The following is a 23,881-nucleotide window of genomic DNA, read 5'->3' on the forward strand; positions in this document are numbered from 1 at the left end:
CAAATCACCCCACAAAAAGTTATTTGAACTGGGGCGATTTGTAATATTAACGAAAAATATTAATAATTATAAATAGTTGCGTTTTGATACTATTTATCTAGTTGAGCGGGTATTTTGTAGGAAAAAGTAAGAGAAATGATTTTTTTCCCTATTTTATTCTCTTTATATTTGAGCTTCATTGATGTCGTTTTATTGATTTGTTTTACTGCTGGATCAATGATGCGTTGACGTAAGTTTGTATAAACCTCATAAGAAGGCTTTAAACAAAACTTTTCTCGCAACCAATCAAGCTCAATAACACGTTTGCCTGATGGCTCTGCCATAAACAATTCATATAAGCGATATTGATAAGTGTTTTGCAAATACACCACGCTCCCCATTGGAAAACGTATACGGTTTGCCAGGTCAGTAAGGTGAGGCAAGATTAATGGATTCAAAGTAATGGACCAGCTGCCGCGTTTAGGCAGGTTTTTCTTACCAATGATCCAACGAACCTCTTCTTCCGAGCGCTCTGTTTCAACACTTTCATCAGGATCTGCAATAATCACAGACTTGTCATAAATATTGGTAATGGCTTTTCGCACATCTCTTGAAGACTCATGTACATCAACCTCAAACATATCACTGTAATCAGATACCTTTATCTCATACTCTGTGATTGGTATGTTCTGTTGGCCATCGAGGGAAACATTCTCAGCACACTGTATTGCAGCAAGATACAAGATCCTTCTTTCATCACGGCTAAGCTCGTAAGTAGCCTCAGTCAGTGCAAGACTTTGCCTAACCTCTTTCTTCCTTAATGCCATTACATTGTTTTTGTGCATATTGCGCCTATTTAAACTGGGGTGATTTGTAATAGTTAGAGTGATTTTTACTATAAATCTTACTGGGGCGATTTGTAATAGTTGCTACTAATATTGCGCTAATTTTACTGGGGTAATTTGTAATAATTAACATAACCGGGCATCAATAATCGCTCATTTTTCACCCAGATTATAAACTGGGGTGATTTGTAGTTTTTACTCTTTAATATTACAAACAGCTTTCTAAAAGTAATATTTTAAAAAGATTAACAAATGCTTATTATATAGTCAAAGCAAAAAGCTTATGTATATACAAATGTATTTGCATTTTCTGATTTATTGAGTGGATTTAAGGATAATTACAAATAGGTGGGTTTATGAAAAATCACCCGTTTTAATTCTATAAATCAAATCTTCTACTTTTTCAGGCTCTGTCTTTGTAACTTCTAGCGGGGTTTTGCCTAACAATTGAGGTCTTGGTTTATTTAACCAGGATAAGGCTGATTCAGGTTTTGTAAAAATTTCATTTATAGATTTATGAATTGCTGGATGGTCTTTTAATACTGATAACAACTCTTCTGAAGCTTCCATAACTTTACTCTAAATAGCTTTAAAACATTGACTTGTACCTACAACTGTAAGTACAAAAGATAAATGATACTCTACTATTTAATATAGTTATTCGCCAAGTTATCAGCAACCTCAAATATGAGGTTGCTGTGGTTCTTAAATTATTTTTTACCGGCTGGAACAAGCTTCGTTAAACGGTCAATTTCTTTGCGCTGCTCATCCAAAGTTTTTTTGTATCCCATTACCCTTTGATGATTTGCCTCATACTTCTCAGTTGCTTGGCCAAGTTCCTGAGCCTTTTTAGCAACATCAGCATGAAGTTTATCAATTTCCTTTTTGTTTTCTTTTAACTCAGCTGCCTGCTCTGATGTTTTTTCATTAGCTGCTTCTAGTTTTGTTTCTAGTTGAGTATTACGCTTTTCTGCATCATTTAAAGATTTCGTTTTATCTTTAAGTTCTTCTGACTTTTCAAGCAAATCGGATTCTGTACGATTTAAATTTGATTTAGCCGTATTCACTTCGATATCTGCTTTCTTTAACTGCTCACCAAGTTTTTCATTCTCGATGCGAGAGTTCTCAGCTGAAGTTAATGCCTTTTCAAGATTTCCTTCCAAGGTCTTATTGGTTGTCTTGATTGATTCCAATTGACCATTGAGTGTGCGAATATCACCTTCTTTTACATCGAGGCCAACTTTAAGATCAGCTATTTCCTGATCTGCTTTACCAATGATTTTTTCAGCATCATGTAATTGTTGCTCAGCATTTTCTTTAGCCTGCTTGGATGCTTCATATTCAGATTGAACTCGTTTGTTTGCAGCATTTACCGCTGAGTTATTAACTTGGTAAGCTAGACCTTCAAAATTTGTGCAAAGCTCACCAAGCATTATCTTAAGGTGATCTTCCACTTCTGGAGGTAAAGGACTATTTTGCTCCTCTTCAGGAACAATAACTTCACCACCAGTCTCTTCCTTATACTTTTCCCAAATCTTAATTAAGCGAGAAGGCGAGCCAGCGCCAATAACATCACGAAGCTTCCAGGCACTAACATTCTTGCCTTCCTCTTCAAGTTTCAGACCAGCCTTAATGATAGTCTCCTCATGTACCTCAGGAGTTCTACCTATTCTGTTTTCTTTAACTTCAACTACTGATTCATCGCTCATTATTAGCACCTCTAAATAATTAGTTGACCAGAATATAGTCAATATTTTTGTTTTGTCAATAGAAACAAACAAAAGAAACTAAAGAAACAAACAAAAGAAACTAATTAATTGTTTTGCAGCATGATTGAAAATATAAATAATTGACCTTGTATATTTTTGTATATACATTAGTGCATACAAAACAATAAGGATTCAGTGATGACAGATATAATTGGCTTAGCTAATTCTAAGGGCGGAGTTGCAAAGACAACATCGTGTTTAGCAATTGGTACCTGCTTAGCAGAACTTGGGTACTCTACCCTTTTGATGGACTTGGATCACCAAGCAAACCTTAGTGATGATGTTGAGCGAGGTGATGAGGATTATACAATCACTGACTTATTTGAAGATCCTAAGTTTGACCTTAACCAATGTGTTTACCCTGCTATGTCGCAAGGTAAAGAAATCCCTAATCTCGATGTCGTTCCTGCTGATATTACATTGGCAACTACTGCTCGTAGTGCTGAACGTCATATTCACAGACACCAAATCCTTAGTGACGGTATTAAGAAACTTAAAAAGAACTATGATTTTATTTTGATTGATTGTCGCCCTGCTATCGATTTAAGCATTGAATGTGCATTCCTTGTTGCAGATTTACTTATTGTGCCGGTTGATATGGATCGAAGAGCAACCAAAGGCATCTTGGATTTGTTTGAAACAGTTAAAGAAGTTAAGCGTGTAGAGGATTTCAATTACCTTCTTGTAAAGACAAAGGTAGATACAAGAAACAAAATTATGCTTCGCTCTACTGATGATCGTATTGAGCAATTAGGACTTAAAGCTGCTAAGGCTCAAGCACGCACTACGGAGCTATATAAGCAGGCTACTGATAACAAAGTACCGGTTACTCACTTTGCTCCTAATTCACGAGCTCATGATGACTATAAGGCGATAACAAACGAAATATTAGATGAAATGAAGATTAAAGGCCCTCGTTTTGAGGTTGAGGTGGTTGTATGAGTAGAAGAGATAGATTAGCTCGCGAAGGAAAGCAGACTAACGTAACCAAGGTAGCTGAAAAGAAAAATGTTACGACTGGTAAAAGCCTACCGCTTCGCATGACAGATTTTGAAATTGAGCAGTTGGCCACACTAACAGAACTTGTTCAGGCTGAGCTTCCACGTAAGAAAATAAGTCGCAGTAAAGTATTAAGGGCTCTAGTTTATTTGCAAGACCCAAGGCACGTATCAAGAATAGCTAAGTCTATTGTTGAAAACACCTAGGCTATAGTTTTGTACCTACAACAGTAGGTACAAACTAAGAACAGATAATCCTAGGTATATCATTCCAACTAGAGGTATACCTGGGACTTAAAAACTCCCGTCGCATTTGCCACTTTTCAGTTTTCCCTTCAGAGCCAATTTTCAATGTCCCCTGCCCCCATCTATTATTAATTTTATCTAAGCACTTCATTAACGCTGGATTTGAATTATCTGGTAAAAATAGATCATCTTGTTGAAACAACCTGCTGGATAACTCAATAGCTCCTACACCACACCGGTAGAACTGAACACCTGGTTCAAATATTTCATCCAATACATGATCGATAGCCTGTGCAATATCACAACTATTGTCCGTGGCCACAGGAAACTGATAAATAAGAGAGCGCTTGTAATAATAATCATCATGAGGAGAGCTAGAAGCGAATATGAGTAGCTTTTTAATGGTTGATGATTGGTTACGTGCTTTCTTGCTAACAATAGAGCCATGCTGTACTAGAGCGGCTTTTAGAGCATGGTAATCCCCTACTCTTTGGCCAAAGCTTCTGGTTGAAAAGATTTCCTTTTTTGGTTCTTTTATTTCATCCCAATTGAGACACTTTTGACCATTAAGCTCGCTTACTGTTCGTTCCATCACAACGCTAAATTCTTTTCTAATGATCTTGATGGGCACTTTAGACAACTCAAAGGCAGAATTAATACCTTGTTGCTCTAAGCGTTTTGATATTCGACGCCCTACTCCCCAAACGTCACCAACAGACATTTGTTTTAATATGGACTCAGAACTCTCTTGTGAATCAATAAGGGCAACGCCCTTAAAACCTGGCAGTTTCTTTGCGGCATGGTTCGCTGCTTTAGCAAGTGTAGCTGTCGGGCCAAATCCAACACCAACCGGCAATCTGGTTTCTTTCCAAATGGCTCGTCTTATATCATGGCCATATTGGTGCCAGTCGGTGATGATTTTCGAATAATTATCGAAATGGAGAAAGGATTCATCTATCGAATATATGTGCTGATTGTCTGCAAACCTGCCGATGATATTCATCATCTTTTCACTTAAATCAGCATAAAGCTCATAGTTAGAGGAACGAACGACAACCCCATGCTTTTGTAAAAATGACTTTATCTTAAAATAAGGCTCAAATTTAGGCACCCCAAGTCTTCTGGCTATAGGGCATACAGCGCAGATGCAACCATCATTATTCACCGTTACACCTTTAATTGTTTAATTGTTGTGAAAACCCTTTAAAAGTAAGGCTTGTAGGTTACTTATGCAATTCACAACGTTTTTAAGTGATAAGTTGAGAATTTTAGGGGGGATATNTCATTATTCACCGTTACACCTTTAATTGTTTAATTGTTGTGAAAACCCTTTAAAAGTAAGGCTTGTAGGTTACTTATGCAATTCACAACGTTTTTAAGTGATAAGTTGAGAATTTTAGGGGGGATATTTCTTATATTCTCAACTTTTAAAGGGAATAAATTTTAGCTTAAGCTGAATAAGTGTGATTTAATTTTTAGGGTTGAATACAGTCTGACTGTAAATAGCAGCTATGTGCCAATAACAGACGTTTACCCAACGCATTGCCAAAGGCATCGGCTAACGATTAACGTTAGCCAAATATAAAAAAAAATACAGAATATTTTATTGACCATCCGGTCGGTTTGTTTTATTCTAGACTAATGAATTTAAGAAAAGATAAGTCTGAAAAGACCAAAAAGCTTATTTTCGAAGCAGCATTTAAAATTATTCGTGAAGAGGGGTTCTCTGAACTATCGGCTAATAAAATTGCTCAAGTTGCAAGCGTCAGCAAAGGTGTTATTTTTCATCACTTCTCACAGATGGATGACCTTTATCTCTTTATGCTTGACACTTTAATTCTTCAATTTGAAGAAGATTTAGACCCAACTGCTTTTAAATCCTTTAAAGGATATATTGAATACACGGGTAAGTACACAATGCAACTTCTTGATGAAGCTCCTGAAATAGTAACGACGCTCTTTTATTTTATACTTCAAAGCAACCATAAAGAAGAATACAAAACTCGAATCAAGAATTTATTTGAGAATAGTTTTACTGCTTGGTCAGAAAAAATGACACATTTTTTTAATTTAAAGCTAACTCCAGCAAAATTAAAAAACATCGTAAGAGTCATTGATCTCTACTTTATTGGCCTAAGCGTTCACTATCTTACTTTTAAAGATAAAAAAACGTATCGAAACATAACCAAAAAATTTGGAACTATGCTAACTCAAGCAATTGAGGAGGAAGAAAAATGAAAGCAATATCGTTTATATTTTTAACTTTTTTTGTGCTGTCAAATTATGTAATGGCCGATGAATCCGTAAATAAGATTTTAAAAAACATAGACGAACTGTATCGAAGCAAGGGCAGTCAAGGGAAAATAGAGATGGAAGTTATTACGCCCGACTGGTCTCGTACTATGAAAATGGATATGTGGACAAAGGGAATGGATTATACATTCATCAGAATAAAAGAGCCCAGAAAAGACAAGGGTGTAAGTTCGCTCAAAAGAGAAGATGATGTTTGGAACTTTTTCCCAAAAATTAACAAAGTCATAAAAGTCCCACCATCAATGATGATGGGATCATGGATGGGTTCTGATTTTACGAACGATGATTTAGTCAAAGAGTCTTCGCTCATAAAAGACTATAAAACCACTAATGTAAAAGAGTCTGATGGAAATATCGAAATAACCCTAGTTCCTCATAAAAACACAGTAAGTCTATGGGGCAAAATTTTATTAGTAGTTGAGAAAAAATCTGAACTTCCTCTAAAACAAGAATATTTTGACGAAAGAAACGAAAAAATAAGAATTTTATTCTATAGGGATGTCAAAAAATTTGGAAACAGGACAATACCCGCAACAATGGAGTTGCAACCTTTAACAAAAAAAGGCCACAAAACTATTATACGATACAAAGAAGTTGAATTTGATGCCAATGTACCTGCCACGACATTTACATTAACTAATCTTCAAAAAAGAAGGTAGGTCATGCTTTTTAAAATGGCATTTAGAAATCTGTTGAGGAATAAACGAAGAACTCTGCTGACATCCCTGATGATGATTGGTGGGTATACATTTATTTCGATGAGTTTAGCTCTTGTTAATGGTTCTTACGGTCAAATTATCTCAGCGTTCACTGAACAATATACCGGCCATGTCCAGGTTGCTAACAATGATTTTGTTGAAAACCCTTCTCTTCAAAAAACTATCGCTCATTACAATGATAGAATAAATGAAATTGAAAAAAATGACTTAGTTCGTATTGTTGCGCCAAGGATATATAGCGAAGCATTGCTATATTCAAAAAATAAAACATTTGGGGCCGAGATTGTGGGAATTGATCCTAAAAGGGAAATGGATGCAACCCACTATGATAAGAGAATATTTGAAGGCATACCATTTGACAAAGACGATACAAATTATAAGGCCATAATTGGAAAAAAAATTGCAAAAATTTTAAGTGCAAAAATTGGAGAAGATATTGTTCTGATTTCTCAAGGGGCCGATGGTTCCATTGCAAATGATATTTTTAAAATAGTCGGAATCATTGGGACAGAGCAAGAAGGAAAAGATGACTATCGCGTTTATTTACCATTAAAAACAGCAGCAGAATTTTACACTTTATATGGTCGAGTCCACGAACTTTCAATTCATTTAAAAGATTTCAATAAGGCAAGAAACTTTGCCCAAAATCTTCATTTCACGGATAAAAATTTAATTGCTCGCCCTTGGCAAATTGTCGAATCTGACTTTTATCGAGCTATGAACGCCGATCAAAGAGCAAATAATATTAGTATCTTTATTTTAATATTAATGGTTGGCGTTGGAATATTAAATACCATCCTTATGTCCACTCTTGAAAGAACTAGAGAGTTTGGAGTTTTAAAAGCACTTGGTACTCTTCCAAAACAGCTATTTAGTTTAATACTAATGGAAGGAATTTTTCTTTCACTTATTTGCACAGCCGTTGGACTAATTTTTTCCCTGAGTCTTAACTATTACCTAACGAAAAATGGAATTGTTTTTTCCGAGCCCATCCCAGTTGCAGGAACGACAATCTCAGAATTAAGGGCACAAATTTCGCTCGATAGTTACCTTTATCCAACATTGCTTATTATTTTAACAACATTACTAGCGACTCTATACCCAGGAATTAAGTCTTCCAAAATCGGAGTTTCAGAAGCCTTGAGGGAGATTTGATATGATGTTCATTAAAATAGGATATCGTAATATTTTTAGAAACAAAAGAAGGTCATTACTAACAAGCATTATTATTGGTCTCGGACTGGCGGCAATGATAATAACTGATGGCTTTTTATCTGGAATGAATGAAAATATGATAAAAATTATCACCAATAGCTTAGTTGGTGAAGGACAAATTCATCATCCGAAATTTCGTGACTCTATGAAAATAGAAGATCAAATTCAAAATATTTCTAAAGTAAAAGAAATATTAGATTCAGACGTTGACGTAAAGGCCTATTCACAACGAACAATTTCATTTGCCATGATTTCTTCTCCAAGGGCCATGAAAAATGTGTCTCTATACGGTATTGAGCCTGATAAAGAAATTTTAGTCTCCAATATTAATAAACAAATAATTGAAGGAGATTTTGTAAGCAATGAAAACTCACTTGTTATTGGAGACACCTTACAAAAACGACTTTCAGTAAGATTGGGTGATAAAGTTGTTGTGACGGTGGCGAAAGCCAAGTCTGGTGAAATTTCCCAGGAGCTTTTCCGTATTACAGGAATTATTAAAGCCGGATCAAAAGAAATGGATGAAAAATCAGCATTCATCCATATTTCAAGAGGGCAAAGGCTTTTAGGTATCGAAGATAATATCCATGAAATCGCAGTGAAATTTAAAAATATTAGCCAAAAACAGAAAGATCATAGTTCACTTTGGGAGAAGATTAATGTGACAGGAAATTTAGGAGAAAGTTGGGAAAATATTGTTTCTAGCTTTGTCGGGATGATGAGCCTTGTCGATCAGCTTAAAGGACTCATTGCAATGATTCTGATTGTTTTGGTTGCTCTTGGAATTATTAATACTCTTTTTATGGCCCTCTATGAGCGAATGTTTGAGTTTTCAGTTCTTAGAGCATTAGGCACAAAAGGACGAGAGATTATTTTGATGATTGTATCTGAAGCTGGTTCACTCTCCTTAGTAAGTATTATTGCAGGTATAATAATAGCTCTTTTTATTGCTATTCCATTAAAAATTTGGGGCGTTGATTTTACGGGAATTGATCTTGCCCAGGTTACTTTTAAGGAGCCTATCTATTTTGTTTTCACATACTCACAATTTGTCATTTTTCCGATAGCAACATTTATTTTCACTCTTATTGTTGGATTTTATCCAGCAATACACGCCAGTCGTATAAAGATGAGTGAAGCGATGAAAAGGAGCCTATAATGGATGAAATAATATTTGATGTTAAAAATGTAACTAAAATATTTGGAGAGACTGAGGAAACAAAAGTAAATGCACTCAAAAATGTTAAGTTAGAAATTCATCGGGGTGAATTTACCGCATTTGTTGGGCCTTCTGGCTCTGGAAAGTCAACTCTTTTAAATGTTATGAGTGGGTTTGATACTCCGTCATCTGGTCACGTTTTTCTATCAAATAAGGAAATTGATAAGATGTCGGGTAATGAGTTATCAAATTTTAGAAGAGACCATATTGGTTTTATCTTTCAATCCTACAATCTAATTCCAGTATTAACGGTTAAAGAGAATGTTGAATATGTTATGACTTTGCAGAATATAGACAAAGATGAACGAGATCGTAAGGTTTCACAATATTTAAAAAGTGTGGGTCTCGAAGGGAAGGAAAATCGTTATCCTTCACAATTGAGTGGTGGTCAACAGCAACGAGTGGCCGTGGCCAGAGCAATGGTTTCAAATCCTGATATTGTTATTGCGGACGAACCAACTGCAAATCTCGATTCTAAAACAGGCACAGACCTTATTGATATGATGCTTGAATTGAATGAAAAATTTGGAACAACTTTTATTTTCTCAACCCACGACCCTATCATTATGAAAAAGGCAAAGAGATTAATTACTCTAAAAGATGGTCAGATTGTAAGCGATGAAACTAAGTAGTGTTATTTGTTTGATTTATTTTATCTCAAATACTGTTTATGCAGAGACAGATATTAGTGGGTTTATAAAATTAAACTATTTGAATTATCAGAGCAAGTTTGATTCTGAGCCAAATAATGAAATATTTCAAGTAAACAGGGTTTCAATTTTAAGCCCTATAAATGATAACATTACTCTTGAGGGTTCTTATCAAGTCATTCAGATTTACAGCAATGTAAACTCTTCTGAGGTGTTAAGAAACTATGATAATCAAAAACGTGTTTACAGAATTGATGATTTTAACTCAACTGTGATTAAGAAAAATGACAACTATTACTTAAATCATAATTTTGATCGAGCTACCGTTACTTGGAATGGAGATACTTCAAGTGTAGTTTTTGGTAGGCAACAATTAGCATTTGGTAGTGCCAAAACAGTTAACCCAACTGACATTTTTACACCATTCAGCTTTACGGCCATCGACACTGAGGTTAGAAATGGCGTTGATGCTTTCCGCTTTCGTCATCAACTTGGAGAAATGGGACAATACGATGTTGGTGTGGTTTTAGGTGAGAACGCTGACAGGAAAAATTCAGCAGCATACGGGTTGATAAAATTCTCCGTGGATAAATACGAAATTAAGCCAATGGTCGCAGTTTTTCAAGAAGCCCACATGGTAGGACTTGATTTAGAAACATCACTTCTTGGTGCAAGTATATGGTTTGAAAATGCCTGGGTTGATCCTAAAAATGAAAGTGGATATTTTCGATCAGTGTTAGGTGGAGAACGACAGATTACACCTGATACCTCAATGTTTATTGAATATCACTATAATGGAGCTGGAGAAACCAGTCCTTCTGAGTATTATAATTTACAAAATAATTTTGCGTATCAAAAAGGAGGTGTTTTTTTACTCGGAAAAAACTATCTAAACGCCGGAAGCTCAATTCAGATAACACCTTTACATAGACTTGATCCTATCATTATGACTAACTTTGATGACAAATCACTATTCCTCAATTTGTCATGGGAATGGAATGCAAAGGAAAATTTCTATTTCAACTTAGGCTCTTTTATTACGCTGGGTAAAACATCTGATAATACTCAAATTTTAGAATCAGAGTTTGGTTCTGTTCCTTCTACCATTTTCACTAGAATCAGGTATTATTTTTAGTCTATTTACAGAACTACTAAATCAATCTGTACTAGAAATAGGATCAGATAGAATAAGTCCTAGGCCTATTCTTCTACTTTCATGGTCGTAGTCTTGAAGAGAAATACCATAGCCATAAGAGATTTTACTGTAAAATCTAATGCCTTCTTTCCACGGGTAACTCAAAGCAAATTCTCCACTTATATGCTCTGTCCCTGGCAAGATTCTCAGTCGTAAATCTAATTCTCCAAATTCGTGCCTCATATCTATTTCTCCATACCCCCTATATTTATACATATACGGATTTTCATTTTCATCTTTTGATTCAGGAAGACGATACCACAAAGTAAAATTAAAAAATGTACTTCCCGCTAAAAATGTGAACCTACTAAAAATTCTATTCCAACTTCTAGATAGCTCTTGAACCTGACCATTTGACTGATGAACAAAACCAATATCGTATCCAATATAATGTGCATTTAATATTTTTGGTGGCTTATCAAAAACATATCTGGCAAATATTTCCGGCATATAGTTAGTTTCCCTAAAAGGCCTAGACCAATCTTTATTGTAAACTTGCCAATAAGCCCGATGTGTATAGCCAATGAATGTATTGAAATTAGTATTAAAAATATTTTTATTTGTTAAAATTAAAAAGCTTATTTGAAATTCTGTCTCCGTTCTTTCATAAAAAGTTCCTCGGTCTTTATTTTCATCTTCGATCGTTTTAAATGTATTCGAGTTTGGATTATCATTATGAGAAAAAGGCAACAGATAAGTTCCTTTATGTGGTAAAAGTACGTATTTTTTTTCTAAAAGCTTATTATATTCATCTTTCAATTCATTAAAATGAATCTCAGCTTTACTTGAAGCCATTTTAAAAAACACTATAAAGATAAGGGAAAACTTAAGAAAGATTCTTGTTAAATTAAGAAAACAGTTTTTTTCTCTATAAGGATAGACTTTTATTTTTTTAACGATCATATAAAATCTGTATCAATCCCAAATGGCATCATTCAAAATGGCTTCTCCTTTCAATTTTCGTCTAAAAAAATAGTCAAAAATAAACCGAACCATTTTCCATCCATCTTTTCGCAAATAAAACAACATACCCATTGAATCAATGAGGTCTCGGTGTATTCCAGAAGTATGTGTAAGAATAAAAGATAAATTAGTTAATTTATCTATCTCACCCGAGTACATTATTTGGGCCATAAACTTTGGTACAGCCAATTTGTTTTCATTGAAAATAATCGTTCCTCGTGAATCCCGAGGATGAATCATCACAGGTATTACTAAAGAACTAAGAAGATTTATAACCTGTGGCTTAAGATTTTTAACCCCATTTATTATTACCAGTTCTTTCAAAACATTAAAAATAGTGTTAGTTTGTCACTTCTACGGCGTTTGGTTAATTGAAATGTCCAACCACTTTTGCTGTAACGATTGCCACTCTGTTGTTGCAAACCAGCTCTGCAACTCCTGCTTTAACCTAGCATCCGCTTTAGAAACCAAAATTCTGCGAGTAAATGGATTATGATAACCACTAACTATATGTAATTTAGACCCCGTACTGACTAAGTTACGTTGAAAATAGGCAAAGGTTTGAGCGCCAATAACACCAAAATCAGCGCGTTTCTTCATTAGAAAATCAACTATTAAACTTTCCTGAGTTACATCAAATCGACGGATCTTTCCTTGAGCCACCGCATCATCCAAATTAACGTAATTGTAACCTCTGACCCCAACCATAGTTTTATTATAAAGTGACTCAATACCTTTATATTTAAGTTCGCTGTCAGGACTAACATATAATTCACTGTCGTTGATTATATCGCTAATCCAGTCATATTTTGTTTGGGATTTATCTCCTACCCATAGAGGGTTTATCCATAACATCGCACCCCGTTTATCAAGTCTCTCTATCGCCCTTTGTTTAGGTAAGTAAACCACTTCAAACCTGAAAAGAGAGGAGTGCTCCGTCAACTTTCGAGCTAAATCAAAACTGAGGCCGCGCTTATTATCCTTATCAATAATAAAAGGCGCTTTATCGAAATATGTGTATAGGGACACTCTCTCCTTGGCATTAACACTTGTAATAAGGCACAAGAACACAGTCAATAAGATTAAAGTGCCACGGAAGATAGTCATATTACTCGCAGCCATATCGCCCCAAATATTTTTTAACACACTAAAATCTATCACCTATTGCGGTATCTAATACAATTCTAGCAGCACATGATTCAATATAGAAACATGAGAACAAAAAACTTATTTGATAAAGGTTAACGTCTGCTTTGTGGAATTGTAGGTTCAATTTAGACGTATGACGACCGTCTCGAAATCGCTCTTAACTGATAACCATACTTAAGTCTCCTAACAAGCTAGGAGATTAATATGAATAAGTTAAGTACATCACCATGGAATAAAGGAAAATTAATAGGTCAACGTAAGCCACTTAAGGTTTCTCACATATGGGGAATACGAATTCGGCTTGAACTAGAAGATAAAACTCGTGATCTAGCACTTTTTAATTTAGCTTTAGATAGTAAGTTAAGAGGCTGTGATTTAGTAAAATTAAGAGTATCTGATGTGGCTTATGGGCAATCAGTTTCACCTAGAGCACATATTATCCAACAAAAGACCAATACCCCTGTACAGTTTGAAATCACTAAAGGGACGAGAGAATCAATCCAGAGATGGATACACAAAGCAAAATTAAAGCCTAGTGATTTTCTTTTTAAATCTAGAATTCATAATTCAGACCATATTACCACTCGGCAATATAATCGTATTTTCCGGGGCTGGATTGAAAAATTAGGTCTTGATTACTCGCTTTACAGCACCCACTCGATGAGAAGAACAAAAGCTTATTTAATTTACCAAAAAACGAAGAACCTAAGAGTAGTTCAGTTGCTTCTTGGTCATAAAAAATTAGAAAGCACTGTAAGGTACTTAGGTATTGAAGTTGATGATGCTTTGGAAATTTCGGAGTCTATTGAAGTTTAAATTATCAGAGGCAGATAATCTGCCTCGTGCCAACAAGCGACATTTGAAGATAGTTGATATAGGGGAGATAATGTTAAACGTCTATAAGCAGGTATTTAAACGCCAACTTTTTATTTCAGATAAATAAGTTTCAATCCAGCGCTGCGCAGCAGCTTCTTCATTTAATGACCCTGTAACTAAATCTGTGTAACTGCTTATTATTAATCCCCATATAGGGTTGAGGATAGGCAGACTATGAACAAGAAAGAACTAGAATCATTTGCTAAGCAAGCCGCTAAATCAATTAAGTCCGAAGCTGACTTAACTGATTTTCGAAAAATGTTAACCAAGGTGACTGTTGAAGCAGCACTCAATGCTGAACTAGACGAACACCTTGGCTACTCCCGCCATGAACAATCCAACAAAGATAATTACCGTAACGGCTATTCATCTAAAACTATACGAACTGAAGATGGTGAAGTTGATTTAGATGCCCCGCGTGATAGAGACTCAAGCTTTGAGCCTCAGCTAGTTAAGAAGAATCAAACTCGTTTCACCTCGATGGATGACAAGATTTTATATCTGTATTCCAAGGGAATGACCACGCGTGACATCGTTGCTACCTTCAAAGAAATGTACGATGCTGATGTATCTCCGACACTAATCTCTCGTGTGACGAATGCGGTTATTGAGCAAGTGGTTGAATGGCAAGCTAGACCACTAGATGCTGTTTATCCCATCGTTTACCTAGATTGTTTAGTCGTTAAAATCAGGCAGGACAAGAAAGTCATCAACAAAGCGGTTTATCTTGCGCTTGGTGTTAATGTTGAAGGCCATAAAGAACTACTCGGTATGTGGATATCAGAAAATGAAGGCGCTAAATTCTGGCTTAATGTCCTAACAGAGCTTCAAAATCGCGGGGTAAAAGATATTCTCATCGCTTGTGTTGATGGCCTTAAAGGCTTTCCTGATGCAATTAATACCGTTTACCCTGACACACAAATTCAGCTCTGTATCGTGCACATGGTGCGTAATTCACTGAAGTTCGTCCCCTGGAAAGACTACAAAGCCATCACGAGTGATTTGAAACGAATATATCAATCAATTACTGAAGAGGATGCGTTGATGTCACTAGACCAATTTGAGCAGCGATGGGACGGTAAGTATCCCAATATATCGCGTTCATGGCGCAACAATTGGCAGAATGTCAGCACACTGTTTAACTATCCTGAGGATATCCGCAAAGCTATATACACCACCAATGCGATAGAATCATTGAACAGCGTTATCCGTAAGGCCATCAAAAAAAGGAAGCTGTTTCCGCATGATGACTCGGCCAAAAAAGTTATCTACTTGGCGATTGAGCAAGCATCTAAAAAGTGGACGATGCCGATAAGAAACTGGAAAACGGCCTTGAATCGATTTATGATCGAATTTGAAGACCGTTTGAAAGATGTTATTTAAACTTGGCAGTTACACAAAATACGTTACAGGGTCCATTTAATTTATCTACGACAACCAAAGAAGAAGCATCTACAATCATTTCTTTAGTTAAATTAACCTGTTCAATAAACTGAAAAACACAATGATAATTTTGTTTGAGTGCATGTGAAGCTGCTTTTTTTAGCCAGCCGTGCTTTTGATTTCCACAGTCCTTAATATACTCTTTATTTAGTCCCCAATCCGGATTTATTTCACATTGCTCTTCATATTCTGGGAATTGAATAAACGTACCCTGTGCAAATTTATCAGTCCAATTTGGACTCCAGTTTAACAAGACTATAGGTTGCTCCTTTTCTCTTGCTAGTTCCAATTGTTTCCATAGCTCCATGCCATTCGCTAAACGATTAATCTCAAAATTAATGTTCAAAGCACGGATAATATCTGCATCACCGTACCCCCACGGACCGCCATAATATACCCCTTTTGAATCCGTTGGTTTTTTCTTGAATAACGCTATACATTGGTTCAGTGCCGTCCACTTTGGCAATGTGGGACAATATTTCTTTACATAATTGGGATACCACCAGTCTTCGATTACGGTTGCTTCATGAGTACCCATTTCAATTATTTCGTTTTTAGCAACAAGGTTGTCAAATGGCTGCTTCATCGAGGGTTCCCATACTTCTATTTGGAAATGAATTTTACCACGTTTCAAAGCACCCCATTGATCTTCAACACTGATCTCAATGTATTCAACTGGAATACCAGAGTCACCAATAATTTTCCCTAAAGCTCTAGATACTACTCGCTGACTTGACCATTCATTCAACGGTATTGAGATTTGTTCTTGTGAAAATGAATAACAGCGGAAACAAGCCAAGACGATTAAAAATAAACCAAATACTATCTTCATCATTAACCTATGTTGCTTAAAAACTCAGTGCTTATTCGTTTAATTATACGACACTTTCCACTATTAATTTTGATTGTGATGGAGGCTTATGAGCCTTTCACTAGATTTGAGCGACGTTGATTTAAAAGGTTTATAAGAATTACTAGTTAAGCTTTAATTGAACGTCCGCACTTCGCTCATAGCAGCCTGTCACATTAAGCCTAAATCCAATTCATCCAAACTGTAAGATATGAGCATCTACACTTCGGCTGTTAACTTAATGTTATTGGCTAACATTTAATCTTAGGAATGTCTTTCCATCTTGTTGTGTATGCTGGGGATAGGAACTCCCTTTTCATTTCCCAAGTTTTGTCTACACCCTGGCTGCCAATTTTTACTGTATCCTTCCCAAAACGGCTATTTATAGAATCCAATGTGTTTGTAAGAATTTGATTGTTTGGATCTGGTGAAAGTAGATCAAGTTGCATGTTGTTAGAATCAACTAATTCAACAGCGCCAACGCCACATTTTTTATAGACAACGTTCTGTTTGTATATTTTATCAATAGCACCACTAACCTCTTTGGATATTAACGTAGGGTCGTTTAGAGGTTCAGGCAATGATATTGTAGTTGAAGCTTTAAAATGTACTTGCTGTTGATCGAAAGGGCAAGAACTTGCGAACAGCAGCAATTGTTTTATGTGAGAGTTTTGCTTCCTAGCTTTTTGGGCAACGTTAACCCCGTGATTTATTAGCGCCTGTTTAAGCTCTTCTTTACAAGTAATTTTCTGACCGAATGACCTCGTTGAGAAAATCTGCTTTTTCTTTTCTACATTATCGTCCCATGATAGGCACTGTTCACCATTTAGCTCTCTTATCGTTCTTTCAACATTTACATTGAAGTGCTGTCGAGCGAGTTTAGGTGGATAGAGGCTTAATTCAAAAGCGGTATTAACTCCTAACGCCTTGAACTTTTCGCTCAGTCTTCTTCCGATTCCCCAAACGTCCTCAACACTGCACTTTTCTAGCATAGTTTTTCTAGAGTGTTCGTCGTCAATTATAGCTATACCTCTATAACCATCTACCTTTTTGGCGCAATGGTTGGCAAGCTTACATAATGTTAGGTTGGAGCCCACACCTACACCGACAGGCAACCTTAACTCCTTCCAGATTCTTCTGCGGATATTTCGTGCATAGCTGAACCAATCTGTAACATTTGATTTAAAAATAAAGCTTTCATCAATTGAATATACAAAGTGTCTATCACCATACTCTTCGATGATAGACATCATCCTGGCAGACATGTCTCCATAAAGCTCATAGTTGCTGGAGAACACGTGAATATTGTTCTTTTCTATTATGTTTTTTTGCTTAAAGTATGGTTCGAACTTTTTAACTCCAAGCTCTTTAGCTCTACGATTTAGCGCTACCACAGCTCCGTCATTGTTTGATAAAACACAGCATCCTGACAAACGTAAATCTGGTCTAAACACTTGCTCACAGCTAGCGTAAAAACTAATCCCATCAATCAATGCAAACAATTAACACTCCTATACTTAAGGCCTCATTCGGTAATGGTTATTAAGAGAGTTTCACAACATTTTGTAGATTAAGTTGTTCTTGTAATTCATACAGTCTGAACGTCAACGTACTAACTTGTGTTTCTAATTCTTTGTTTATAGTTTTCAGGTCATCTCGCTCTTGGCGGTATTGCTCTTTAAGTTTGATTTCTTTCTTCAATCTGGCTTTATGCTTTTCTTTCTCAGTTAGATTTTGCTTATTTTGTAATAGTTTCGCTTTGACGGGATCGTAATTAGCGTTAAAGGACTCAATGGCTGGGTTTGCTTCATTTTCAATAAAATCTTTGAATTTGTGTATGTAACTGTTCCCAAGGCCAGCTTCGTTATTTATTTTATTAAGGGTTAATTTACCTGACGGTGAAACATTTTGTGGCTTTCCCGACATTAGGCGATCTAAAGCTGCTCGCAACCTCGCTAATGCTTTTCCTGAATTGCTCATGCTAACCTCCACTAATTGCGATTGTGCCTTTGATATTATCCTCAAAGGCTGTGACTTTAATTCCATGATTGATAATCAACGACTCGTTTCTTTTTATCTTTTGCTTAGCTCCGATTAATATGCTGTTCATCATAGGGTCGCCATTATTTAAATCTCGAAATGTTTTTATTAGTCGCATATTTTGACGCTGAATTCTTTTGGCTTCCTTGTCTGTGATTATCTGATGTTCGCATGGTTTAATTTCAGCGGAGAACTCGCCAATACCACACACCCTACTGCAAGATGAATTTGTGCAGTATCCGCCTGTAGGTAGCTTTACAATAGAAAGTGTGCCATTGCGAACTAGGGACTCAATTTCAGCCCTTGTCATATAAACTCTGTCACCAGAGCGCAGTTTTTCAAACTTGTCCTTGGCTATTCGCTCTCCACCTGACCCACTTAGCGTTTCAGAATCGTTGTATATTTCATCAAACATATCGACTCCAAAGTTAACCCCTTCCTCATGCAATAGTTGGACTAAGTCAGAGTCTAACAAGACATCTTCGAAGTGCTGAAGTTGGGCGTTTTTGCCGTAATAATCGGACATGTTTATGTTTTTGTGTTTGTACTGAAACTTGATGGTTGACGTTGTTCCGAATCCATAACGCCTAAAGAATACTGCGAATGAACGTCTAAAGTCATGAGCACTGACCTTAGGTAAAAAGCTCCCTTCTTTGAGTTCTCCGTGCCATGAAGGGTTGAGGGTATTGAATGAATCAACATCTTCTTTTGTTGCTTTAATATTTAGTTGTACCAAATAAGACTTGAGGTTTTTTGAGCGTGCAGCCGTTGAACTGTAGTTGGTCTTTTTAGTGCCTTCTAGTGTTACTGGCAGAAATACAGCCTCAAGCACCCGTAAGGTTTTTTTGTACTCATCTAAACTGATCTTGTTTTCAGTGTATTGCTTGTTCACATCATCTATGTAGGTTGCGCGAAGATATGCTGTGCAGTCATAGGCTAACTCAAGTGCATCTTTAGATATGCTGTGTGTTTGCCATACTTCTTTTTTAGGAATGCCATCGACGGTTTTAGTAGTTTCACCTTTCAAAAAGCTTATGTTGTCGCCGTTTGCTCCTTTTCTTTCTTCGTAACTTTCTTTAGTAAAGCTCTTTAACTCTCCAACTCTAACACCGCTAAATGCCAGTAAAACTATCGCACAGGGAGTCAGGATATTAGAAATGTTTGTGCCGTCGCGAGTAAGCTTGAAATCAGGAATGTTATGAACTATTTTCCGAATTCTAGTGCGAGTCCTGTCGTTTATCTGGCCTGGAGAAGAAGATCTGTCTTTTCGATTTTTTTCTTCGTCATATACAGTCTGCACTCGGCTCATAAGAGCGGATATTTCATGACGATAGGGGTGCAAAGACTCGACTGTTGAGACAGCATCATTAAGTATTTGTTGGTAGATATTCGTTGGAATTGCAATGTGTTGTTTGACAGGTCTTATGCTTTGTATGTTTAAGCTTTCTATCGTTACAATCCGATGGCACAAGTTAAGGCTATTTAGCAGGCCTAGAGTAGTCACAACGTTGTTGATTAATGTTTGAGAAAGGCCTCTTTCAGAGACTATCTCACTGAAAGATCTTTTGAATTGCATGAACATTCTGTCATCTGATAGAAGGTTCCAGTTGCACTCACCAAGGCTTTGAGCAATAAATTTCAGCCCATTCTTCCAGTGTTGAAGTTGTCCGATAGTGGGATGCGTTTTGTTCTTTTGCTTAAATTCATCCATGATGTATGCAAGTGTGGACTGAATGTACTTTCGGTATCTCAAGTCAATCTGTGAAAAAGAGACATCTGTTGGAATACCGACTCCTGCCTGAATCGCGCCGCTAAACTGCCACGTTTTATCAAAAATGTAGCTTTCAACACTACCATCGCTATACCTGCTTACAGGCATGTTTTCGCCATAATCTGGTACTGAAGCTAAATTATTTTTTACTACTGAGATCATGAAAACACCTCATGCAGGTCATTTAGGCTGTAGACATTCGAATACAAGGGGTGTGATGTTTGTTTTTGTAGTTCAGAGGCTTGCTTATAATTTTCTGGAGATTTATCTCTAAATCCTCTTAGAATAGTTTCAATAGTGCTTAATAATGTATTCATTTTCGTAGGTGGCATTGAGTTAATTGCGGGTGTTACTTCAAGCTCTTGTAATGTTTCCTTGAATGACATCATTAGCCATATATCTGTTACATCAGAGACCAATGAATGGTGCTCACACTCAAAACAGTCAAGAAAGCTGGTGCAAGCTTCTTCATCAGAATTCATTTCAACTCCGATACGCTCCAGCATTTTGTTTATAGTTTTTACAGCTCCTTGTTTATTATCATTACAACGTATCCCTGTGGGTGTTCTTGATTCATTAGACCTGTTAGAACCTTCTCGCAGCGCTTCATACTCATAATGGTCAAGAATGTTTGAATGTTTGTGTTTGGCTTCTTCAACTGCGGTGTTGATATCAACTCCTTTAGCGTTGGAAAATTTAGCATCCAGTGCCGCATTTAATTTCTTTTCGTGCTCACCAGGTGTGCCATGTAAATACTTTGATGAAACAGCTTTAATGCTGTTGTTTGCCGACATTGCAACAAGATAAATTGACTCTGTTGCTTGAAACAGAGTGTCCATTTTTGTTTTTCTGAGTATTGAAGGGGTTATTTTAGGGAAGCCCAGTCTGGGCAATAGTGTGTTGATACTTTGGTGGGGGGAGCGATTTATTTCAGTGTAAGACTTTATCTGACCATCTTTACTATAGTAGGGGAAGAGAAGGCTATTGCCATCCCCATTTGACATGTCTTTAGCAACATTTAGCCAGCTTTCAATGAAGTCCTTTGCGTGTTTACTGAAACCAAGCGCGTTATCTTGCTCTTGGTGACGGGCTCTACCTTTCACGGAATCCAGAATGTATTTTCCACCCTGCACCTCTTTGAAATTAACGTCTGAAATTTTCATCTTAGCTAAAGGCGTTGTGTTCATTCCCGTAAACAAATAGCACAGCATCATTGCTATTTTTGTGATTGGGTTGTTTTTATGCCCAAGGTTGGGCTGTACTACTCTGGAGAACGCAGCAAAATGACTAACTCTTTCACTGCCTGTCATCCCTTTTTCTTTGGCTATTTGTTCTAGCAATTCTTTATCATAAAGTGGATGTTTGTCTGGCATTGTGCCAGCGTTATAGTGTTCCAAAAGCTTAAAGTACGAGTTAAATAATCTTTTTGTGATTGGTTTTAATTCTCTCTCAATATCAAGGCTTTTGTGGGGGGTCGTGTGCCCTAAAACATTTGTTACTTTAGGTAGTCTTTTGGCATCCTGCTTTCTATTCAATCGCTTTAAAACCCATGAAATATTTGTTCTGTACCTCCCCCAGACGGGGCGAGAAAGTAATCCGTTACTGTTTTGCGTCCCACACCATGCCATGAATCCATCAATTAGTTCCCAGTGAAACATGTCTTCATCGATTAATTCAGTCTCGTTACTATCATCCACCCATCTCACGTATTGTATTAGCGTTTCATATCTAGAGGATGTAGTAGATGTGACGTTCTCACTTAGCAAAGAGTATATTTGGCGCACAAAACTGCTTCGTTTCATGTCAGTGAACTGACTAGTTTCTATCCTTCTTGTGCCTTGAAATAACGCTGGACAGGACTTAAAAGCAAATCTTTCAAAACGAAGATTGTTGCCGTTTGAAGATATAACCATGTCGGCTAAATGTAAGGTTTTAACTTCGGCCTTGCCTTTTATTAGGCTTCTTTCTGGAAGTAGAGGTTTTCTCTTGTTCTGGTTATCTTTTGGCATTACTGGTTCTCCATGCCACTTATATCAGCATCTTCAAATGCACCTATAAATTCAAGGATGTCTTCATAAATTTCATCGCCTGTAGGTTCGTCTTGAGCGATTTTAAGGTACATCAAGGTTACGGACTCTTCACCGTGTCCAAGGCAATCACTAACTAAAGCAAGTGCCTTGTCAGGAGTTACATGCCTCAAAAGGAGTCTAAAAAGTGAAACCGCAAATGTAGCTCTAAGATTGTGTATAGTTGCTGTTAGGTTAAGCCCAGACAACATATTTACAGTGGCTCTGATTTCATTCCATCTGGCGTTGGTTTCGGGCAGCTTAGTGAAAAGTGGAACACCAGTTTGGCTAATGAATAAATACTCTTTTGTGTCATCTACTCCATCCTCCCCATCAAAGTATCCTAGTTCGCCTTTTTGACGCTTAAGTTCACAATGTTCTTTGAATTTTGAGATACGCTTCTTGTATCTATCGCTTCTAGTGTATTCGTACAAAAGGTGCATAATTCGGTTGGGGATGATTGTTTGCCTAGATTTATTGCCTGATCCAGCGGTTTTTGTTAACGAGCCATATTGACCGCCTACACCAAGCTTCATTGCTTTCTTATCTTCATCAGGCTTTGCCACTTGACCTTTGTGAAGGCTAGCCACTTCTTCCTTTCTAAGCCCTGTGTATCGTGCGACAAGAAAGAACAGGCAATATTCAATTGATAAGTTGGAAGTGGTTGTTTCTCCTCCAACCTTTTTGATAACTCGACGTGTATTAGTGAGAATATCCTCTACGGCAAGCCATTCTTTATTTGTTAGGGGTTTTAAATCTCGCCTGGTTGATGGTAGTGCACCACCTTCATTACGTTTAGACTTTCCAAAATTCAACCGTAGATCTGTTGTGTGTATATCTTTACTCAGGTAGGCACCGATGCTTTTACTGCCGCCCTGGTATTGTATAGAAACAACCTCGTGCTCAAAGGGAGGATTGTTAAACTTGTAGCCATTTCTGATGTGGAAAGAATAAAACTTAACTACAGCCCCCATATATGCAGTTGCTGTAGTTCTGGCTATCGCTTGGTTTGGGGTGTCAGGCTCAAGTACTGCCTTTATTAGAGCTTCTCGGTATTGGTACGTAGCTTTATCACTTTTTCTAAATGGGAATTTATCCCAGCTAGGTCTAGGCAGATCAATAAATTCATCGTAAAGGTCTTCGTCGTATTCAGAGTCCCACAAACGCTGTAATTCTAATAAGAATGAAAAGTAGTGAACTAAGCCTTTACTGTATTGTTCTGACTCTTGCTTATTGTCATTTAGATGGTGTGCTAGTAAAAAGCGATTAACTTGTTCTAGTGGTTCGTAAGAGACTATATCGCCCTTACTGTTTCTACCAACCAAATTCAACAAAACAACTTTTTTAATATGCTTGGGTTGTTGTCGAGAATATTTAATAGATAGTTCACCATTCTCATCAGGCGTTATTAGAGGGGTTCTATACGTGAATGGTTTTATTTCTGTTGTTTTGATCTCGTATATGATTTCCATGTGGTGATATCCAAGTCATTAAGTCTGTAGATACAATAAGGGTAATTCTCACCTTGTCAAACGTGTATAGTTAGAAAGTGGATATAAAGGTGTATGGGTGATT

Annotated in this window: 23 protein-coding genes; 10 read left to right on the top strand and 13 right to left on the bottom strand. The window is 36.8% G+C overall.

Going from position 1 to position 23,881, the window contains the following annotated elements; all coding sequences use genetic code 11:
• Window positions 1-89 precede the first annotated feature (89 nt).
• From B6K83_RS17545 to B6K83_RS17555, 3 genes are all read right to left on the bottom strand, one after another.
• The gene (locus B6K83_RS17545; protein ID WP_085286164.1) at window positions 90-824 is read right to left on the bottom strand and encodes a RepB family plasmid replication initiator protein; all 735 of its coding nucleotides are present in this window, start codon (window positions 822-824) and stop codon (window positions 90-92) included.
• A gap of 354 nt (window positions 825-1,178) precedes the next feature.
• A complete protein-coding gene (locus B6K83_RS17550) occupies window positions 1,179-1,394 on the bottom strand; it encodes an MbcA/ParS/Xre antitoxin family protein (RefSeq protein ID WP_085286165.1) in 216 nt (71 codons plus the stop codon).
• Window positions 1,395-1,534: 140 nt separating this feature from the next.
• Window positions 1,535-2,533: a DNA-binding protein gene (locus B6K83_RS17555; RefSeq protein WP_085286166.1), complete on the bottom strand. Its 999-nt coding sequence runs from the start codon at window positions 2,531-2,533 to the stop codon at window positions 1,535-1,537.
• A gap of 198 nt (window positions 2,534-2,731) precedes the next feature.
• On the opposite strand from B6K83_RS17555, the gene B6K83_RS17560 reads away from it, so the two are divergent.
• Together B6K83_RS17560 and B6K83_RS17565 are read left to right on the top strand one after the other, a co-directional pair.
• Entirely contained in the window at window positions 2,732-3,535 is an 804-nt protein-coding gene (locus B6K83_RS17560) for a ParA family protein (protein ID WP_085286167.1), read from the top strand.
• On the top strand, window positions 3,532-3,798 hold the full coding sequence (locus tag B6K83_RS17565) for a hypothetical protein (RefSeq protein ID WP_085286168.1): 267 nt from the start codon (window positions 3,532-3,534) through the stop codon (window positions 3,796-3,798). The genes B6K83_RS17560 and B6K83_RS17565 overlap by 4 nt, the downstream gene beginning before the upstream one ends.
• A gap of 34 nt (window positions 3,799-3,832) precedes the next feature.
• On the opposite strand, the gene B6K83_RS17570 is transcribed toward B6K83_RS17565, so the two are convergent.
• Window positions 3,833-5,002, bottom strand: a complete 1,170-nt coding sequence (locus B6K83_RS17570) for a Y-family DNA polymerase (protein WP_233144087.1) — start codon at window positions 5,000-5,002, stop codon at window positions 3,833-3,835.
• A 476-nt stretch (window positions 5,003-5,478) separates the two neighbouring features.
• Between B6K83_RS17570 and B6K83_RS17575 the strand changes: the two genes are divergently transcribed.
• The 6 genes from B6K83_RS17575 to B6K83_RS17600 are packed head-to-tail and all read left to right on the top strand — an operon-like array spanning window position 5,479 to window position 11,088.
• Window positions 5,479-6,075, top strand: coding sequence for a TetR/AcrR family transcriptional regulator (locus B6K83_RS17575; RefSeq protein ID WP_085286170.1), 597 nt, complete (start codon window positions 5,479-5,481; stop codon window positions 6,073-6,075).
• Window positions 6,072-6,809 (top strand): outer membrane lipoprotein-sorting protein, encoded by a 738-nt coding sequence (locus B6K83_RS17580; RefSeq protein ID WP_085286171.1) that lies wholly within the window; start codon window positions 6,072-6,074, stop codon window positions 6,807-6,809. Before B6K83_RS17575 ends, B6K83_RS17580 begins: the two co-directional genes overlap by 4 nt.
• Before the next feature lie 3 nt (window positions 6,810-6,812).
• Window positions 6,813-8,024: an ABC transporter permease gene (locus tag B6K83_RS17585; protein ID WP_085286172.1), complete on the top strand. Its 1,212-nt coding sequence runs from the start codon at window positions 6,813-6,815 to the stop codon at window positions 8,022-8,024.
• 1 nt (window position 8,025) lies between these two features.
• Window positions 8,026-9,243 (top strand): ABC transporter permease, encoded by a 1,218-nt coding sequence (locus B6K83_RS17590; RefSeq protein WP_085286173.1) that lies wholly within the window; start codon window positions 8,026-8,028, stop codon window positions 9,241-9,243.
• Entirely contained in the window at window positions 9,243-9,935 is a 693-nt protein-coding gene (locus tag B6K83_RS17595) for an ABC transporter ATP-binding protein (RefSeq protein WP_085286174.1), read from the top strand. Before B6K83_RS17590 ends, B6K83_RS17595 begins: the two co-directional genes overlap by 1 nt.
• Window positions 9,922-11,088, top strand: coding sequence for a hypothetical protein (locus B6K83_RS17600; RefSeq protein WP_085286175.1), 1,167 nt, complete (start codon window positions 9,922-9,924; stop codon window positions 11,086-11,088). The genes B6K83_RS17595 and B6K83_RS17600 overlap by 14 nt, the downstream gene beginning before the upstream one ends.
• A 21-nt stretch (window positions 11,089-11,109) precedes the next feature.
• On the opposite strand, the gene B6K83_RS17605 is transcribed toward B6K83_RS17600, so the two are convergent.
• The 3 genes from B6K83_RS17605 to B6K83_RS17615 are packed head-to-tail and all read right to left on the bottom strand — an operon-like array spanning window position 11,110 to window position 13,257.
• Complete coding sequence (locus B6K83_RS17605; RefSeq protein ID WP_085286176.1) at window positions 11,110-12,051, bottom strand: phospholipase A; 942 nt, start codon at window positions 12,049-12,051, stop codon at window positions 11,110-11,112.
• A gap of 12 nt (window positions 12,052-12,063) precedes the next feature.
• Entirely contained in the window at window positions 12,064-12,435 is a 372-nt protein-coding gene (locus B6K83_RS18380) for a hypothetical protein (RefSeq protein ID WP_085286177.1), read from the bottom strand.
• 30 nt (window positions 12,436-12,465) lie between these two features.
• Entirely contained in the window at window positions 12,466-13,257 is a 792-nt protein-coding gene (locus B6K83_RS17615) for a substrate-binding periplasmic protein (protein ID WP_085286178.1), read from the bottom strand.
• A gap of 207 nt (window positions 13,258-13,464) precedes the next feature.
• Between B6K83_RS17615 and B6K83_RS17620 the strand changes: the two genes are divergently transcribed.
• Together B6K83_RS17620 and B6K83_RS17625 are read left to right on the top strand one after the other, a co-directional pair.
• Window positions 13,465-14,076 carry a tyrosine-type recombinase/integrase gene (locus B6K83_RS17620; RefSeq protein WP_085286179.1) on the top strand — a complete coding sequence of 204 codons (612 nt, stop codon included), beginning with the start codon at window positions 13,465-13,467 and terminating at the stop codon, window positions 14,074-14,076.
• Between the two features lie 234 nt (window positions 14,077-14,310).
• Entirely contained in the window at window positions 14,311-15,519 is a 1,209-nt protein-coding gene (locus B6K83_RS17625; RefSeq protein WP_085286180.1) for an IS256 family transposase, read from the top strand.
• On the opposite strand, the gene B6K83_RS17630 is transcribed toward B6K83_RS17625, so the two are convergent.
• The 6 genes from B6K83_RS17630 to B6K83_RS17655 all read right to left on the bottom strand — a co-directional run bounded on the left by B6K83_RS17630 (window position 15,512) and on the right by B6K83_RS17655 (window position 23,778).
• On the bottom strand, window positions 15,512-16,414 hold the full coding sequence (locus B6K83_RS17630) for a glycine betaine ABC transporter substrate-binding protein (protein WP_233144088.1): 903 nt from the start codon (window positions 16,412-16,414) through the stop codon (window positions 15,512-15,514). The two genes, B6K83_RS17625 and B6K83_RS17630, sit on opposite strands and share 8 nt — an antisense overlap.
• A 266-nt stretch (window positions 16,415-16,680) precedes the next feature.
• Window positions 16,681-17,931 carry a Y-family DNA polymerase gene (locus B6K83_RS17635; protein WP_085286181.1) on the bottom strand — a complete coding sequence of 417 codons (1,251 nt, stop codon included), beginning with the start codon at window positions 17,929-17,931 and terminating at the stop codon, window positions 16,681-16,683.
• Between the two features lie 40 nt (window positions 17,932-17,971).
• Window positions 17,972-18,409 carry a hypothetical protein gene (locus tag B6K83_RS17640; RefSeq protein ID WP_085286182.1) on the bottom strand — a complete coding sequence of 146 codons (438 nt, stop codon included), beginning with the start codon at window positions 18,407-18,409 and terminating at the stop codon, window positions 17,972-17,974.
• Window position 18,410: 1 nt separating this feature from the next.
• Window positions 18,411-20,402 (bottom strand): hypothetical protein, encoded by a 1,992-nt coding sequence (locus tag B6K83_RS17645; protein WP_085286183.1) that lies wholly within the window; start codon window positions 20,400-20,402, stop codon window positions 18,411-18,413.
• Window positions 20,399-22,249 (bottom strand): hypothetical protein, encoded by a 1,851-nt coding sequence (locus B6K83_RS17650; RefSeq protein ID WP_085286184.1) that lies wholly within the window; start codon window positions 22,247-22,249, stop codon window positions 20,399-20,401. The genes B6K83_RS17645 and B6K83_RS17650 overlap by 4 nt, the downstream gene beginning before the upstream one ends.
• Complete coding sequence (locus tag B6K83_RS17655) at window positions 22,249-23,778, bottom strand: tyrosine-type recombinase/integrase (protein ID WP_085286185.1); 1,530 nt, start codon at window positions 23,776-23,778, stop codon at window positions 22,249-22,251. Before B6K83_RS17655 ends, B6K83_RS17650 begins: the two co-directional genes overlap by 1 nt.
• Window positions 23,779-23,881: the final 103 nt, after the last annotated feature.

Source organism: Colwellia chukchiensis, from assembly GCF_002104455.1.
GTDB lineage: Bacteria > Pseudomonadota > Gammaproteobacteria > Enterobacterales > Alteromonadaceae > Cognaticolwellia > Cognaticolwellia chukchiensis.

Coding starts and splice junctions, on each gene's coding strand:
- B6K83_RS17545 (WP_085286164.1), bottom strand. CDS start 824: ATGCACAAAAACAATGTAATGGCATTAAGGAAGAAAGAGGTTAGGCAA.
- B6K83_RS17550 (WP_085286165.1), bottom strand. CDS start 1,394: ATGGAAGCTTCAGAAGAGTTGTTATCAGTATTAAAAGACCATCCAGCA.
- B6K83_RS17555 (WP_085286166.1), bottom strand. CDS start 2,533: ATGAGCGATGAATCAGTAGTTGAAGTTAAAGAAAACAGAATAGGTAGA.
- B6K83_RS17560 (WP_085286167.1), top strand. CDS start 2,732: ATGACAGATATAATTGGCTTAGCTAATTCTAAGGGCGGAGTTGCAAAG.
- B6K83_RS17565 (WP_085286168.1), top strand. CDS start 3,532: ATGAGTAGAAGAGATAGATTAGCTCGCGAAGGAAAGCAGACTAACGTA.
- B6K83_RS17575 (WP_085286170.1), top strand. CDS start 5,479: ATGAATTTAAGAAAAGATAAGTCTGAAAAGACCAAAAAGCTTATTTTC.
- B6K83_RS17580 (WP_085286171.1), top strand. CDS start 6,072: ATGAAAGCAATATCGTTTATATTTTTAACTTTTTTTGTGCTGTCAAAT.
- B6K83_RS17585 (WP_085286172.1), top strand. CDS start 6,813: ATGCTTTTTAAAATGGCATTTAGAAATCTGTTGAGGAATAAACGAAGA.
- B6K83_RS17590 (WP_085286173.1), top strand. CDS start 8,026: ATGATGTTCATTAAAATAGGATATCGTAATATTTTTAGAAACAAAAGA.
- B6K83_RS17595 (WP_085286174.1), top strand. CDS start 9,243: ATGGATGAAATAATATTTGATGTTAAAAATGTAACTAAAATATTTGGA.
- B6K83_RS17600 (WP_085286175.1), top strand. CDS start 9,922: ATGAAACTAAGTAGTGTTATTTGTTTGATTTATTTTATCTCAAATACT.
- B6K83_RS17605 (WP_085286176.1), bottom strand. CDS start 12,051: ATGATCGTTAAAAAAATAAAAGTCTATCCTTATAGAGAAAAAAACTGT.
- B6K83_RS17620 (WP_085286179.1), top strand. CDS start 13,465: ATGAATAAGTTAAGTACATCACCATGGAATAAAGGAAAATTAATAGGT.
- B6K83_RS17625 (WP_085286180.1), top strand. CDS start 14,311: ATGAACAAGAAAGAACTAGAATCATTTGCTAAGCAAGCCGCTAAATCA.
- B6K83_RS17630 (WP_233144088.1), bottom strand. CDS start 16,414: ATGATGAAGATAGTATTTGGTTTATTTTTAATCGTCTTGGCTTGTTTC.
- B6K83_RS17640 (WP_085286182.1), bottom strand. CDS start 18,409: ATGAGCAATTCAGGAAAAGCATTAGCGAGGTTGCGAGCAGCTTTAGAT.
- B6K83_RS17645 (WP_085286183.1), bottom strand. CDS start 20,402: ATGATCTCAGTAGTAAAAAATAATTTAGCTTCAGTACCAGATTATGGC.
- B6K83_RS17650 (WP_085286184.1), bottom strand. CDS start 22,249: ATGCCAAAAGATAACCAGAACAAGAGAAAACCTCTACTTCCAGAAAGA.
- B6K83_RS17655 (WP_085286185.1), bottom strand. CDS start 23,778: ATGGAAATCATATACGAGATCAAAACAACAGAAATAAAACCATTCACG.